Below are 15,460 nucleotides of genomic sequence, written 5' to 3' on the forward strand. Positions count from 1 at the left end.
CACAACTTTATAGTGACTAATGCTGTAAAACCTAAATGTTAATTTTATTAACAACTGCTGCAAAAAACAGCGCTCGACAGGCTCGGTTATTTCACAGTAGGATGTCGGCTGCCCATATCTAGAGAGTATTGTTGTAGGATGTCGCATGGAAGAACGTAAGACGTTAGTTGCTGGTGGAAATTTATTGCAGGCCCACACATGGAAGGGATTGTTAGAAGCCTGTGGTATTCATGTGGAGTTACGTGGCGAGGCCTTATTAGGCGGTGTGGGTGAGTTGCCCGCTGGGCTGCATAACATTGAGCTTTGGGTGCGCGAGTCGCAATTGGCAAAAGCGCAGGCCCAGTTAAGCGCCTTGGATGTCGTGAGTCCACAGTGGCAATGTGTGCAATGCCATGAGATGAACGAAGGCAATTTTGAATTATGTTGGCACTGCAGTGCTGAGCGCAGCGAAAGCCATAACTAATCTCAACTCATCCTACTCATCGACAGCATTTCAAACCGCGCTGACACCGCTTAGCGCGTCGAATTTACGTGGCTGGCAATTAGTCCGCTTTGTTATTAGCGCTCAGTGCCAAATTAAGCCTAAGTACTTGTTGAGTACGTTTGTTCTTTCCTTCACCCGAGCTAAAGCTGATTAGCCTATCGAGTGTTACACGCCGTTAATGGCAATGATTGCGTCTCCCCCAGTAGCGAATTACACTTCAACTTATATTCGTTAAGTCATTCAATCCCTTATCTAAGGAGTCTCTGATGAATCCATCCAGTGCTTTTTCAGCCCTTGTCGAATCGATTCGACCCCATGTCGTTGAAGTGAGTATTGAGGCCTACCAAGCCGATGACACTTGGGTATTGATTGATGTCCGTGAAGATAACGAGTGGCTACAGGATCATCTGCCGCAGGCGAAACATATGAGCCGCGGCATTATTGAGCGCGATATTGAACAGCGCTTCCCCGATAAACATACGCCTCTGCTGCTCTATTGCGCGGGCGGCGCACGCTCTGTACTGGCGGCCAGCAGTTTGCAACTGATGGGTTACCAAAGGGTGGCCTCCTTGATTGGGGGTTATAAAGGCTGGATCCAACGCCAGCTGCCCGTGGTGCAAGATTAATTTAGGCTGGGTTTAACTTTTTATAGGCGAGTCACATGCAATACTTCCCGCTGTTTATTGATACTGTTAATTTAAATGTCCTGCTGGTGGGAGCGGGTGATGTCGCCAGTCGTAAGCTGGCCTTACTGACGCGTACCGAAGCTAATATCCATGTGATTGCCCCCGAGGTAAATCCCGAGGTAAAAGCCTATGCCGATGCGGGCAGGATTTTATTGTCTGAGCGGCCCGTGGTGCAGGCCGATATTCAAAACTATGATCTCATCTATCTAGCGACCGCAAATGATAAGCTCAACGCCGAATTAGCTACCTTAGCTACCGAGCGGGGGATTTGGGTCAATGCCGTGGATAACCCCGCCTATTGCCGCTTTATTACCCCATCGATTGTCGATAGGGGGCGTCTTGTGGTGGCGATCAGCACTGCGGGCGCAGCACCCGTGTTTGCGCGTACCATTCGGGCCCGCTTAGAGACCAGCCTGCCGCAATCCCTTAAGCCCTTGTTCGACTTCGTGGCCGACAAGCGTCTCGAAGTACAGCAAAGACTCACCAAAACTGCGACGCGCCGACTATTTTGGGAGCGCTTTTTCGACACCAATGGCGATAGATTTGATGCGCGTACCCCCGAGCATTATCAGAATGCCTTTAACCATATCGTCAGCCGCGGGGAAATCCTATTGTTGGATAATGCTACGCCCGTCGAGTTATTGCCGCTGGCGGCCATGCCCTTGTTACAGCGCCTCGATTGGATTTACAGCGAAGTAGGTTTAGCCGATGACTTGGCTGAACTGGTGCGCCGCGATGCTAATCGCGCAGCGCTGCCTGCGCTGAGTGATATCAGCCGTGAATATGAGCAAGGCTCACGCATGTTGTTGGTCGCCGATACCCAAAAGATTGAGCAACTTAAGGCGCATTTTCTGGTGGCCAAACATTTACGCCCCGGCGCGATTTAGTCTTCTTTATCGCAGTTTGTTTGAGCTGACGGCGAGTCTTAGGTAGACTCGCCGTTATTTTTTATCGTTAAGTTTAGGATGTACTATGGCTCTCAAAGCGACCGTGTTTAAGGTCAATCTTCAGATCGCCGATATGGACCGAGGTTATTATCAAGATCATCAGCTGACATTAGCGCAGCATCCCTCCGAGACCGATGGCCGCATGATGGTGCGTTTGTTGGCCTTTATCCTGAACGCTTCCGAGACCTTAAGTTTTACTAAGGGATTGTGCGTCGACGATGAGCCAGAACTCTGGGACAAGAGTCTCTCCGGTGAAGTTGACCTGTGGATTGAGTTTGGCCAAGCCGATGAGAAATGGCTGCGTAAGGCGAGCGGTCGCGCAAAAGCGGTGCAGCTGTTTACTTACGGCGGACGTAGTGTCCCTATTTGGTGGAAGCAGAATCAAGCGGCACTAGAGCGTTATAAAAACCTTAAAGTGTGGAATATTGCCGAAGAGTCGGTGACGGCGATGGAGGCCTTAGTGAGCCGCACTATGTCGCTGCAGGCGTCCATCAGTGAAGGGCAAGTCTGGTTATCGGATAACGAGCACAGCGTGCTTATCGAGCCAGAGATGCTGAAAGATGACCAATAAAAAAGAGCCTGCAATTGCAGGCTCTTTGTTTAGACGAACATTATTGGAATTTGAGTTCCCAGCTATCGATATAGCCTACGTCGCCACGGCCGCTATCAACCGCTTTGAGTTTCCACACACCGCTTGACTCCACGCCAGTCATATCAACTGTGTAGCTCTTGTTGATATTGTCTGCGCCTGCGCCAGTGTTGTTATGCAGTGTTGCCGTTTGGCCTGTAGGGCTGACGAGCTGCACTTTTAAGTCACCAATGTAAGGGTGAACAATATTCACCACGGCAGTCACAGTGCCTGAGTTACCCGTGCGGGTCACTGTGATTGGGCTCGTGATACCAGTGGTTTTGTTATCAGGAATATTGTAGTTATCAGCATTGGTGTAGCTTGCTGGTGTGGTAGGAGTACCACCACCGCTTTGGGCTGTGTAGCTTGCAGTTAACGATACACCGCTAAAGGCTGAATAGCCTTTCACCATCGCGTAGTAAGTACCAGATTGAACGTTGCTGATTGGGCAAGATTCACTGTTACCACCTTTGTATGGACGGCAATCGTAGTTTGAGGTCGTTGGCGCTGCGCCGTACTGTACGTACAGATCCGCATCACCCGTGCCACCGTTCATCACAAAGCCTAAGTTAGTTGCGCCCTGTGGCACTTCAAAAGAGAAATGCAGTTCTTCACTGGCAGCGCCGCTTAGACCCGTTTTTGGCACTCCGTTTACTAACACACTGTCAGTTGGTGTCGGGTCAACCGGATCCGTTGGACCATTACAGGAAGCATCTAAGAAGGTTTTCGCGGCAACGGCATTGACCAGACCATAGCCATAGTAATCATCACGGCCAGCTGTGCCTAAGTCTTCAGCGGTTTGTTTGAGCGCGTTACGTACCTGAGCCGCGCTACATTCTGGGTGGTAGCTCCAGACTAAGGTCGCCACACCAGAAACGTGTGGGGTCGCCATCGATGTACCGTTGTAGTACTCGTAGTCTTTATTGCCTTGGTTGCTGACGGTAACGGTTGCGCCTAATTGGTTGCGCAGTGCTAAACCCGTTGCACGGTCAACAGAGACAGACACTAGGTTGATTTCGCTGTTCGCATCGACCAAGAAGGGGTTTTGTAATCCAGGTAATGCGCTATTACTGTAAACGATAACGGCGCTGGCGCCCGCATTTTTACAGGCTTTTACCGCATTGATTTCTGGATAAGAAGAGCCTTGGTTACCGACACGTTCAACTAAACACACCTTGTTAGACATGTTGCCGCAGTTGAAAGTTGAGCCGCTGACCGTACATTCGGCCAAGGTTGCAGTTGCCGTGCCATTGTATGGATTGGGCGCGTAGTTGGTGCCCGATGGCGTTAAGCGATTGTGTGGCACAACACCAGAGTTAAAATAAGATTGACCGCCGATAGTAATATCGGCTAAACGGCCTTCACCGCGGGTAACGGTTGAGAGAATCGCTTCACCAGGGCCTGAGATTTCCACTTGGTTGGTGTACTGAGAGAAGGCTGAGTGATCTTTGTGATTATCAACCGACGCTACAGACATCACCGCATCGTAAGAGGCGGGGTAGCTGTGGGTATTGTTACCGGCGTTACCGGCCGCAGCAATCAACAGCACGCCGTTATTGTAGTGGGCTGCCAAAGCATTACGCTCTGTGGTGCTAGAACCTGAACCACCTAAGCTCATTGTGACAACGTTTGCACCGTTTGACACACAGGTGTCGACCGCTGACACGAGTGATGAGGAGTAGCCCCAGCCAGACTCGTTAAAGACTTTAATGACATGGATATTGGCATTTTGATTTGGCATTACGCCAATAACACCGTCGTTGTTAGCGATCGCCGCGATAGTACCAGCCACGTGGGTTCCATGGGCGTTGTTATTGCCTGGATCGTACCAGTTGCCCGTACCTGAATTGTTGGTACCTGTGACATTGTTACCGCTTAAGTCGCTGTGACCACGATCATAACCAGAGTCGATAATACAGATAGTACGGTTGCCCGCTTGGCTGTCGCTTAATTGAGTCGCACCCACAAAGGTTTGTCCCCAAGGCGTTGTTTCGCTTAAGAGGCGGCGTGGCATGTCTTCTTCCACATATTCCACATCGGCGCGGGCTCTTAATGCCTTGATGCCATTGTTATCCAGCTTAACTGAGTAGCTGTTACTGCGGCCGATACGCTTCATTTCTTTGGCTTTTGCCTTGTTCAACACACTGTGTTGGGCGCTAATTTCAGCTACCTGAGGCTGATAATTCATCGTAGTGGCGAGCTGATCGCTGCTTTCTGACATCAGGGCTGGCGCATCGGCATTTTTAAATTTAACGATATAGCGCTTAGGCAGAGGAGAGGTCTGTGCTTGCATCGCTGCGGCGAAACCCGGTGCGTCGGGGGCGGCATGAACACCTGCCGAGATTGCAATAGCTAGGCTGGATAGACTCAGGGCTATCTTAGTGGTTCGATTGATTGTCATGTTTTTCTTCCATGTTCAATTTAGTGTTAATCATTATTATTTTTGGCTTTTAAAGAATAACTACGACTCAGATGCTACTCGGTTAGTGAATTTATCTTTGGTGTAAGTGTTTGTAAATTAAATGTTAATGGTATGATGGTTGGTAAAAATAGCTCTGTTGATAAGCGTTTTAAATGAATAAATACTCATATGTAACAAGTTGTAACCATTGTTTTTAAATATTTATGTTTTTTTATGTGGAAAAGGTGAATAAGCAAAAGCGAATTTTTAAGCCATAGAACGCAGGGTTTTGAAAAATGTAACGTTCTATTTTGTTGAAATTACTTCATATAATCTTTTGGAATGATTAATTTCAAAAATGATTGCATCTGTTTGGTTTGAATGTTGAATTTTATTCAAGTGATTGATTATGCGGTTTTATTGAATTTTGGTGTCGGCAGTTTGGCATTTGCCAATTTATTGGCTTAATTGTATGAAATGAACGGCGTAAATGATTAAGTAATCTTGATGGCAGGCTCGAAAAAAGAACAATATACAAAAAGCGCCATTTGGCGCTTTTTAGTCCGTCAGTAAAAGAGTGACTTACTCTGTTTTAGGCTGAGCGTCGGCTAAGGTCTGATAACCGCCACCGTTATAGGTTTGAGTGTAACCCGCCGCGACTAAGGCTTCGGTCGCGATACTGCTGCGTCGACCGCTACGACAATACAACACCACGGGCGCATCTTTGGCGATACCGCGCTTAGCAAACTCGGCGGCGACTTGCTCAAAGGGAATATTAACCGCATTGGCTAAATGGCCAGCGGCAAATTCCTCAGGGGTGCGCACATCGAGCACCATAGCGCCAGCCGCGATTTTCTGCCACGCAACTTGGGGCTCTTGATCGGCGGCACTTGCCGCGTTCGGGACTAAGGCGAGTGATGACAGACTCAAGAGGGCCACCCCCAGTAAGGTTTTACTGCGATACAGTAACTTGTTGAACACTGACTTTCTCCTTTGCAAATGTGCATTAACCTTGTTTCGCGATTTCGGCTTCGGATTTGACGCCCAATTTGCGTAATACCATGGCCGCAGGGCAAAAACCCGTGAAAGCGCTTTGGAATAGGTTAGCGCCAACGAAGGCCGTTAACCACATAAAGTTATGGTGCACAAAAGCGGTTAACACCAAAGACAGTAACACCATAAATCCGGCAAAGGCCATAATGCTGCGTTCGAGTGACATAGGTTGCTCCTAGAGGCAGCGCTATGGCTGCCTATTGTGGGTTAATCGGCTGTTTGAGTTAAGTTTATGCGATTTTTCATCGCTGCGTAGTAAAGCACTGGGATGACGATTAAGGTCAGTAAGGTCGAGATAAAAATCCCGAAAATCAGACTGATCGCAAGCCCGTTGAAGATTGGGTCGTCTAAGATAAACAGGGCGCCAATCATGGCCGCCAAAGCGGTCAGCATAATCGGTTTAGCCCGCACGGCGCCCGAGTGAATCACTGCGCGCTCAAAGGGAACGCCTGAGGCGGTTTCCTGATTGATAAAATCCACTAATAATATTGAGTTACGGACAATAATCCCTGCTAAGGCAATCATGCCAATCATTGAAGTCGCGGTAAATTGCGCGCCGAGCAGCGCATGCCCCGGCATCACTCCTATCACTGTCAGTGGGATCGGCGCCATAATGATGAGTGGCACCAGATAGGATCTAAATTGAGCGACGACCAATAAGTAAATCGCAATCATCCCCACTGCATAGGCTATCCCCATATCCCTGAAGGTTTCATAGGTGATCTTCCATTCACCGTCCCAGAGCACGGCGACTGAGTCTAGTCCTGTTGGTTGGTGGATATAATGCTGATCGAAACCTAAGCCACCGTCGCCGTCGATTTTGCCCGCCATGTCGAACATGCCATAGAGTGGACTGTCTAGCGGACCGGCCATATCGGCGACCACCATCACCATAGGGATCATATTCTTATGGATGATAGGAGCATCGATTTTTCCACGCTTAATCGTCACCAGCTCAGACACGGGCACAGATTGCCCCGTTTGACTCTGTAGCTTCATATTCAGCACTTGCTCTAAATCGATTTTTGCCCCTTCCTGTAGTTGCAAGCGGATAGGCACAGGTTGTTTTTGCTGCGCGATATGCAAGTAGCTTACATCCTTGCCGCCAACCGAAGTTGCAATTAAATCAACGATATTGCTATAGGGCACCGCCATTAGGCTGGCCTTAGAGCGGTCGATCATCACTTGCCATTTTTGCTGTGCTGCGGGCAAGAAAATATCAATATCGACCACATCTTTGGTCTCACGGAACAGCGACTGCAGCTCGTAGGCCGCTTGTTCGCGAATCGCAGGACTTGGACCATAGACTTCGGCCACAATTGGTGACCAGACTGGCGGGCCAGGTGGCACTTCGACGACTTTCACATTGGCCTGATACTTAGCGCCGATATGCTGCAATTCTTCACGGACCGATAGCGCAATGCTGTGACTGTCACGCTTGCGATGCTTTTTATCGACTAGATTGACCTGAATATCGCCAAGCTCTTGGCTGTGACGTAGAAAATAGTGGCGCACTAAGCCGTTAAAGTTCATCGGTGCATTAGTGCCGGCATACAGCTGCAAATGCTCCACCTCGGGCACAGTGACAAGGTAGCGACTTAAATCCTGAAGTACCCGCTGGGTTTGTTCCACTGGGGTGCCTTCAGGCATATCCACCATGACTTGGAACTCGGATTTATTATCGAAGGGCAGCATCTTTAACACCACGAACTGACCTACGGGCAAGGCCACGGCGATACCGATAAGCACAAAGACCCCAGCGGCGAGCCCAATCCGTGCTTTACGGGCACCTTTACCTAGCAGGAAGGGACCGATTAAACGGGTAAACAGGCGCACCATTTTGCTCTCGTTCATCTGAGCATCGGCATCGCTGCTGTGCGTGGCGTCAGTCACCGAGCCACTATGGTGTTTGAGCAGCTTACGACTCAGCCATGGGGTTACCATAAAGGCGACCACCAGGGAAATCAGCATGCCCATACTGGCGTTGATGGGGATCGGGCTCATATAAGGGCCCATTAATCCCGACACAAATGCCATGGGCAGCAGGGCCGCGATAACGGTAAAGGTGGCGAGAATCGTTGGGCCGCCCACTTCATCGACCGCAACGGGGATGAGTTCACTAAAGGATTTTTTACCGAGCGCCATGTGCCGATGGATATTCTCCACCACCACAATGGCATCGTCGACCAAGATCCCGATGGAGAAAATCAGCGCGAAGAGTGACACTCGGTTAAGGGTAAATCCCCACGCCCAAGAGGCGAACAGGGTGATCGCCAAGGTGATAATAATGGCGACACCTACCACCAGTGATTCGCGGGCGCCCATGGTTAAAAACACCAATACGACAACGGCACTGGTGGCAAAAATCAGCTTAAGAATAAGGGTGTTAGATTTATCCGCCGCCGTCTCACCATAGTTGCGCGAGACTGTCACTTCGACATTGCTGGGGATCAACACATTCTTGACTTTAGCAATGCGCGCGAGGGTCGCATCGGCAATATCAACGGCGTTTTGCCCCGGCTGCTTACCAATGGCGATGGTCACCGCGGGGTAAATATCCGTCTTGTCGCTATGCCAAACACTTTGGGTGGGAATATCACTCTTTAAACTGATATCGGCAATATCGGCCAAATACACGGGGATAGGTTTACCCTGCTTATCCTGCGAAATACTCACTACCAGCTGTTTAACATCGTCTATAGTTTGCAAAAACTGGCCAGCCTGAACCTTAATTTCTTGATTACCTTGCACTAAAGACGCTGGCATCGAGATGTGATTATTGTCATTCAGGCTCTGTCTCAACTTGTCGTAGGTGAGATTGAAGCTGTTCATCTTAGCGGGATCGATGCGAACATTGGCCACCATCTCATGTTGGCCAACGGTGTAAATCTCCCGCGTACCCGGGATCCGCTTGATTTCGGTTTCTAGCCCTAACGCCACATGGGTCAACTGTTCGGCCGAGACCTGTTTGTCTTTGGACCAGAGTGTTAGGCTAACAATCGGCACATCATCGATACCGCGTGGTTTAATCAATGGCTCGCCAACACCCGCGCCCTGCGGCAGTTTATCCATATTGGAATAAATCTGGTTGTAGAGGCTGACAATGGCATCGTTGCGGGTTACGCCGACCTTAAAGATCACAATGATCATCGCGCCATCGGGCTGGGAGAAAGAATAGAGCGTGTCTATCCCTTTGAGCTCTGAAATCACTTGTTCGGCGGGCAGGGTGACTAAGTTTTCCACTTCGGTCGGGGTCGCGCCGGGGAAAGGGATAAAGACGTCGGCAAAGGTGACGTCAATCTGCGGTTCTTCTTCCTTTGGGGTCACTAAGATGGCAAACAAGCCGAGTAACAAGCCCAAAAGTGCCAGCAGTGGGGTAATGGCACTGTTTTGAAATGCGGCCGCAATGCGACCCGAAATGCCAAGTGACGTCGAAGATTCAGTAGCGTGTTTCATTCAACAACCTCATCAAGTTGATATCGCTAGGGAATTTATTGCTTTTGTTCAAGCAACACTTGGTAAGCATCCACGGCGACAATATCACCGGTTCTCAGCCCTGCGAGCACTTCCACTTCACCATCGACAGGCTCAGAGACGCGCACCTGGGTGAGCACGAATTGCTCGCCTTTTTTCAGGTAGACACTGCTGAGTTCATTCATGGTGATAAGCGCCGAGGTCGGCAGTTGGATCTTTTCCCGCTCGCCATTTTTAAACAGCGCCTTGGCCCAGGTTCCAGGTTGCAGGTTGGGTTCATCCTTTGGCAGGTTAATCCGCACTTGATAGCTATGACTCACAGGATCGGCAAAGCTAAAGATGGTGAGATCCTTGGAGGTGAGTTCACGGCCGTCACTTAAGCGCACCATAAACTCAGGCGCGTTTTTCAGTTGCTGAATATAGCGCTGTGGCACTTGGGTAATAGCGCGCATTTGGCTCGGCGAAAACCCGGACAGTAGCGGTTGACCGACACTGACGGTTTCGCCTAATTCGACTAAACGCTCGGTGACAATCCCGCTAAATGGCGCCGATACTACAGTGTATTTGAGGGATTCGCTGGCTTTGATGACCCTAGCTTTGGCGGCACTCACGGCTTGCTCGGCGGCCTTGGCATTGGCGGTCGCTTCATCCATGGCGCCTTTTGAAATCGCGCCTTGAGGAAAGAGTTCTTTATAGCGTTTGTATTGGGCCTGCGCCTCCACATTCAGGGCTGTGGCTTTGGCGAGATCGGCCTCATAGCTTGCAAGTTCCGCGCCTTGCTCTTTACTGGTGATCTCGAGTAACGCCGCGCCTTCTGGCACGACATCATTAACATCGTAGTTGAGCTTAACGATACGCCCTGAGGTTTGCGCCGAGACGGTAGCCGCTTTGACGGCCTCGATACTGGCGTCTAAGGTCACCCAATTCGCGTACGGTTTGCTCATTACCTCGAGGGTCGCCAAGGGCGCAGCCTGGGTGGCAAAGGGGGAAAAAACGAATAATGTGAATAGAGTACGTGAGATTGCAGCCATACCAAATCATCCCAAAAATAATTCATGAGTAAATTCTAATGGAGTTGTTTTGATTAGGCAATCAATATTTATTAGAAAAATTTAATGTAATCGATTTCGCTAATATAGGGAAACGGCGAATGAATCTTCCCTTACATCAATCGCCATATCATCACTCTGGTCCTTGTCCAGCTTTAAAGATCAATCGTTTAAATAGTAGGTCAGCGTAGACACAATGCGAATTTGTTTTATGTAAGGCGTGCTGCTGTCACGATCGGAAATCGTAAACTGACCTTGGCTGGCACTCTTAATCTTACCCAGACGCGATTGTGAGTCCTTGGCAAACTTTTCGGCCACTTCCCGCGCATTTTGCGTTGCTTCCTGCACCATGGTCGGTTTCACATCATTGAGTGCCGTAAATAAAAACTCAGTGCGGTTTTCATAATCTTGGCTACCGATGGCGATGCCTTCTTTAACTAGATTTATCATTTGCTTACGCGTGCTGAGCATTAAATCAATTTGTGGGGTATAGACAGAAAGATTCACCTTTGCCGAGTAACGATAGCGCACATTCGGGTCAACGTAGCCTTGAGCCTGTCTGTCTTCTATTGTCGGCAGCGAGACTGTAATTTCGCTATCGCTAAAACCCTGTTCCTTGAGGTAGGCGACCACTCTGTCGGTTTTTTGCTGCACTGTGTCGTAGAGCTTAGGCAGGTTATTGTCGACTTCGGTGAAGTTAATCGGCCAGATGGCGATATTGGCTTTCACTTCCTTTTCGGCCAGCCCTTTAACTGTAACTGTGCGCTCTAGGGCTTTCATCTCTAGCAGCGCCGAGCTGGCGCTTTGTCCTACATAGACCATGCCTGCACATAAGAAACCGCCAAGCACGAGGGCGGGAAGTAGATAATTGCGTTGCATAACATACTCACTCGATGGGATTGTTGAAGCTACCTTACTGCAATTATCTGACTTTGGGCATAGGCAAATGAGTAAAGCTTTGGGCTTTATTGAAAATGCTCAGCCGCTATTCAGGATTCGCGCTGTGTTGCAGCAAAAGCGGCTTATAACTTAATCGCTTAGTTTACGGGAGGGATCGGACTTGGCTGCCATAATTCGACTTTATTGCCATCGGGGTCGATAAACCAACCGAAGCGGCCAAATTCTGAGTCTTCGATATCTCCAACCTGTTTGCCGCCGCCCTGAGTGATTTGAAGCAGAGCCTGCTCCAGATCGTCAACAATAAAATTGAACATAAAGCTTTTGTCGGTCGGGGCAAAATAACTGGTGTTATGGTCGAAGGGGGTCCACACATGGTAACCGGGCGTCGGTTTATCGTTGTGATAAAAGGCTGCGCCGCCCCAGTTTTCAATTGGTATTTGCAGATGGGTTTGATACCAAGTGGCTAACGCGATGGGATCAGTACTTTTAAAGAAAATACCACCGAGTCCAATGACTTTTGCCATAAGGGTGACAGTGTAAGTGGGGGATGGATTAACTTTAGGCAATAAATACGCAAGATACAAAAAAGCCGCAAAAATGCGGCTTTTTTGAGTTCGACACAGCTTAGAACTGGTAGCTGTATTGTACTGAGTAGTACATACCGCTTGATTCAGTTACCGCGTTCACAGGGCCTGTTAGTGCGCTGTTTTCGATCAGGTGAACTTCTTCACCTTTAATGTAAGCGATACCGAAGTCAACGGTGTTTTGTGGGTTGATGTGGTAGCTCATACCTGCTGTGTACCAGTTACGGTCAGAGTCTGGGAATGAAATCGAGCTGATTTCGTCCACAACGCCTTGGTCATGCATGTAACCAGCACGAACGGTGAATTGTTCGTTGATGGTGTAAGTACCACCCAGGCTGAATAACCATGAATCTTTCCATTGGTATTCTTTCAGGGCTACATCACCTACAGGCTTAGTCACACCCACAGCGGCAATTGTTGCTGTGCCGTCTTTCGCGGTGATTTGATCAAAGTTACCCCACTGGGTGTGCTGGGCAGTGTAGTGCAGTGCAAATTTAGGGGTGATTTGATGGAAACCGGCAACTTGGAAAATATCCGCTAACGGTACATCTAAACTATCAAAATTGGTCGTAACTGGTACTGCACCTACACCAGGAATGGTTGTCATCGAGACAGTATTGATATCGCCTTCAACATTGACTGTTGGGCTGAAACGGTAGCTGATACCAAAACGGTTGTCTTTATCTAACTCAATAGTAGCACCTACGATACCACCGAATGCCCAACCGTCAGCGTCTACGTCAACCAGAGGCGTTGTGCCCATATTACGGGTTAAACGACCTTCACCGTAGATTGCGTCCACACCCGCGCCGATACTGAACATATCGTTAATGCGGTATGACACGCTGGCGTTGAAGTTAACGGTAGTGACTTCAGTTTCACCCAGTAGGTCGAAAGGCGCTGGTGAGCCTGCTGGCAAATTCTTCGAAAGTGAGCTGGCATCGGTACCAGTACCGAAGTTAGAGAATGCGGCAAAACCCACGGCGAATTTATCGTCGATTGGGTGAATGTAGAAAATGTTTGGGATAACTTTAGAGCTACCCGCATCGTCGATGCTGCCTAAGTCATAGGCGCCACCGCCAAAGTTAACGTCTTTAACGTCAACAGTAATGTCGGCATAGGTTAAGCCGAAAGATATTGCATCTTTATCGAATAATGCCATAGCTGCTGGGTTACGAGATAACACTGAAGCGTTATCGGCGATGACTGCGTCACCGGCAAAAGCACGGCCCATACCTGTGGCTGATTGGCTGTTTAATTGGAAACCCGATGCAAATGTTTGTGAGCTCGCCAATGCAACGGCAACGGCAAGCAGTGTCTTGTTGAATGATTTCATTATTATTCTCTCATTATTTTGGTATTGGATTTTGTTCGGTCCTAGTTGCCAGAACAAGGCGCAAATCCTTTTATAATCTCCGGCATGGTAGGGACTGTGCGTAACCTCAACAAGTCCGACCAGATTTGAAATTTGTTAATTAACAGTTAATTAAAACGGGGTCGTACTTTAGTATGAACGAATGGTCTGGCCAGATGCTTGGTATCTTTGGTTTTTATTGGGGAGGGAAGTTTTAATTGAGGTTAATGCTTTGTAACGAGAAGAAAGTTAATAAATTTAAACAATTTGTAAAAAGCGTACACATGTACGCTTTTTACAATTAGGGACAGAAAATTATCTGTTATAACGCGGATTTAAATTGCTCAAATTCTGCGGTAATGGCTTCGGCAGGGCGTGACATTTTACTGACGATGACACCGGCAATAATTGCAAACACAAATCCAGGTAAGATTTCGTATAGGTCGAAAATGCCACCTGTGAGCTGCTTCCATATCACCACGGTTAATGCGCCGACAATAATAGTAGCAATTGCACCGTTACGGCTGTATTGCTTCCAGAAGAGTGATAGCAGTACGACAGGGCCAAAGGCGGCACCAAAACCTGCCCACGCATAACTGACTAAGCTTAATACACTGCTTTCAGGATTCAGGGCAATGATCCCTGCGATCACGGCAATGGCCAGCACGCCCATACGACCTACCATCATCAGTTCGCGATCGTCGGCTTGAGGGCGCAACCACTTGCGGTAAAAGTCCTCGGTGATCACGCTCGAACACACCAACAACTGCGAATCAATGGTACTCATAATGGCCGACAGAATCGCGGCGATCAGTAATCCGCCAATCCAAGGATTGAAGGCGGCTTGGGCTAAATGAATAAACACGGTTTCGGCATTGGCCAAGGGTTGATTGGCAAAATACAGTGAACCCGCTAAGCCTGTGGCTAACGCGCCGATGAGAGATAACATCATCCAGCTCATGGCGATACGGCGTGACAGCGGCAGTGCATCGGCGCTGCCAATGGCCATAAAGCGCGACAAAATATGGGGCTGACCGAAATAACCGAGCCCCCATGCGAGCAGTGATAACAAGCCAATCACTGTGGTTTTGTCACTGATCAGTGCCAACATGGCTGGGTCGATAGACTCAATTCCCTCATGGCTCTCTGGGTGCGAGAACACCGCAAAGGGGATGATCAGCAGGGCTATTAGCATTAAACAGCCTTGGAAGAAGTCGGTCCAACTCACGGCAAAAAAACCGCCAATAAAGGTGTAACCCACAATGATGGCCGAGCCAATCACTAAGGCAACGTTATAATCGAGGCCGAAGACTTTTTCGAACAGAATGGCGCCGCCCACCATGCCAGAGGAAGCATAGAAGGTGAAAAATACCAGAATTGTGACCGCAGAGACAAGCTTGAGGTAACCCTGTTTATCGTGAAAACGTTTCTCGAAGAAGTCGGGCAGGGTGAGGGCGTTGTCTGCTAATTGGGTATAAATGCGCAGGCGTTTAGCCACAAACAACCAGTTCAACCAAGCGCCGACCACTAAGCCAATCCCAATCCATGCTTCGCCTAAGCCGCCTAAGTAAACGGCGCCAGGTAAGCCTAAGAGCAACCAGCCTGACATATCGGAGGCGCCCACGCTAAGCGCGGTGACGGCGGGACCCATTTTACGGCCGCCTAAAATATAATCATCAACAGTATCGGTGGCACGGTAAGCCCAAAATCCTATGCCCATCATCAATACTAAATAGCCAACAAATGTGATTAAAATCGGGGTTTCAATCGTCATATTGTCTTTATCCCATCTTGTTATTATTCAAAGTGGCAAGCATGCTACCAGATGTTTGAGCAAGAACCCATTAGTAGATAAAGATGTGATCGAAATCCGACCTCCGAGCATGATAAAAGATCGGAG

Annotated in this window: 13 protein-coding genes; 4 read left to right on the forward strand and 9 right to left on the reverse strand. The window is 48.8% G+C overall.

Annotated features, from left to right (window positions below; genetic code table 11):
- The first annotated feature begins 145 nt into the window (after window positions 1-145).
- The 4 genes from SHEWMR4_RS07320 (at window position 146) to SHEWMR4_RS07335 (ending at window position 2,688) form a co-directional block, all read left to right on the forward strand.
- The gene (locus SHEWMR4_RS07320; protein ID WP_011622169.1) at window positions 146-463 is read left to right on the forward strand and encodes a DUF2007 domain-containing protein; all 318 of its coding nucleotides are present in this window, start codon (window positions 146-148) and stop codon (window positions 461-463) included.
- Between the two features lie 287 nt (window positions 464-750).
- On the forward strand, window positions 751-1,110 hold the full coding sequence (locus SHEWMR4_RS07325) for a rhodanese-like domain-containing protein (protein ID WP_011622170.1): 360 nt from the start codon (window positions 751-753) through the stop codon (window positions 1,108-1,110).
- A 35-nt stretch (window positions 1,111-1,145) separates the two neighbouring features.
- Window positions 1,146-2,057 (forward strand): bifunctional precorrin-2 dehydrogenase/sirohydrochlorin ferrochelatase, encoded by a 912-nt coding sequence (locus SHEWMR4_RS07330; protein WP_011622171.1) that lies wholly within the window; start codon window positions 1,146-1,148, stop codon window positions 2,055-2,057.
- A gap of 85 nt (window positions 2,058-2,142) precedes the next feature.
- Complete coding sequence (locus SHEWMR4_RS07335) at window positions 2,143-2,688, forward strand: YaeQ family protein (RefSeq protein ID WP_011622172.1); 546 nt, start codon at window positions 2,143-2,145, stop codon at window positions 2,686-2,688.
- Window positions 2,689-2,728: 40 nt separating this feature from the next.
- Here the strand turns inward: SHEWMR4_RS07335 and SHEWMR4_RS07340 are convergent, their stop codons facing one another.
- The 9 genes from SHEWMR4_RS07340 to putP form a co-directional block, all read right to left on the reverse strand.
- Window positions 2,729-5,146, reverse strand: a complete 2,418-nt coding sequence (locus SHEWMR4_RS07340; RefSeq protein WP_011622173.1) for a S8 family serine peptidase — start codon at window positions 5,144-5,146, stop codon at window positions 2,729-2,731.
- A gap of 582 nt (window positions 5,147-5,728) precedes the next feature.
- Window positions 5,729-6,127 (reverse strand): rhodanese-like domain-containing protein, encoded by a 399-nt coding sequence (locus SHEWMR4_RS07345; protein WP_011622174.1) that lies wholly within the window; start codon window positions 6,125-6,127, stop codon window positions 5,729-5,731.
- Between the two features lie 25 nt (window positions 6,128-6,152).
- On the reverse strand, window positions 6,153-6,365 hold the full coding sequence (locus tag SHEWMR4_RS07350) for a DUF2892 domain-containing protein (protein ID WP_011622175.1): 213 nt from the start codon (window positions 6,363-6,365) through the stop codon (window positions 6,153-6,155).
- A 41-nt stretch (window positions 6,366-6,406) separates the two neighbouring features.
- The gene (locus SHEWMR4_RS07355; RefSeq protein WP_011622176.1) at window positions 6,407-9,655 is read right to left on the reverse strand and encodes an efflux RND transporter permease subunit; all 3,249 of its coding nucleotides are present in this window, start codon (window positions 9,653-9,655) and stop codon (window positions 6,407-6,409) included.
- A 35-nt stretch (window positions 9,656-9,690) separates the two neighbouring features.
- Window positions 9,691-10,704 (reverse strand): efflux RND transporter periplasmic adaptor subunit, encoded by a 1,014-nt coding sequence (locus SHEWMR4_RS07360; RefSeq protein ID WP_011622177.1) that lies wholly within the window; start codon window positions 10,702-10,704, stop codon window positions 9,691-9,693.
- A 180-nt stretch (window positions 10,705-10,884) separates the two neighbouring features.
- Complete coding sequence (locus tag SHEWMR4_RS07365) at window positions 10,885-11,601, reverse strand: SIMPL domain-containing protein (protein WP_011622178.1); 717 nt, start codon at window positions 11,599-11,601, stop codon at window positions 10,885-10,887.
- A 158-nt stretch (window positions 11,602-11,759) separates the two neighbouring features.
- On the reverse strand, window positions 11,760-12,146 hold the full coding sequence (locus SHEWMR4_RS07370; protein WP_011622179.1) for a VOC family protein: 387 nt from the start codon (window positions 12,144-12,146) through the stop codon (window positions 11,760-11,762).
- A 100-nt stretch (window positions 12,147-12,246) separates the two neighbouring features.
- Complete coding sequence (locus SHEWMR4_RS07375) at window positions 12,247-13,542, reverse strand: OmpP1/FadL family transporter (protein WP_011622180.1); 1,296 nt, start codon at window positions 13,540-13,542, stop codon at window positions 12,247-12,249.
- A 340-nt stretch (window positions 13,543-13,882) separates the two neighbouring features.
- A complete protein-coding gene (gene putP, locus SHEWMR4_RS07380) occupies window positions 13,883-15,334 on the reverse strand; it encodes a sodium/proline symporter PutP (protein ID WP_011622181.1) in 1,452 nt (483 codons plus the stop codon).
- Between the last annotated feature and the right edge of the window lie 126 nt (window positions 15,335-15,460).

The organism is Shewanella sp. MR-4, from assembly GCF_000014685.1.
GTDB lineage: Bacteria > Pseudomonadota > Gammaproteobacteria > Enterobacterales > Shewanellaceae > Shewanella.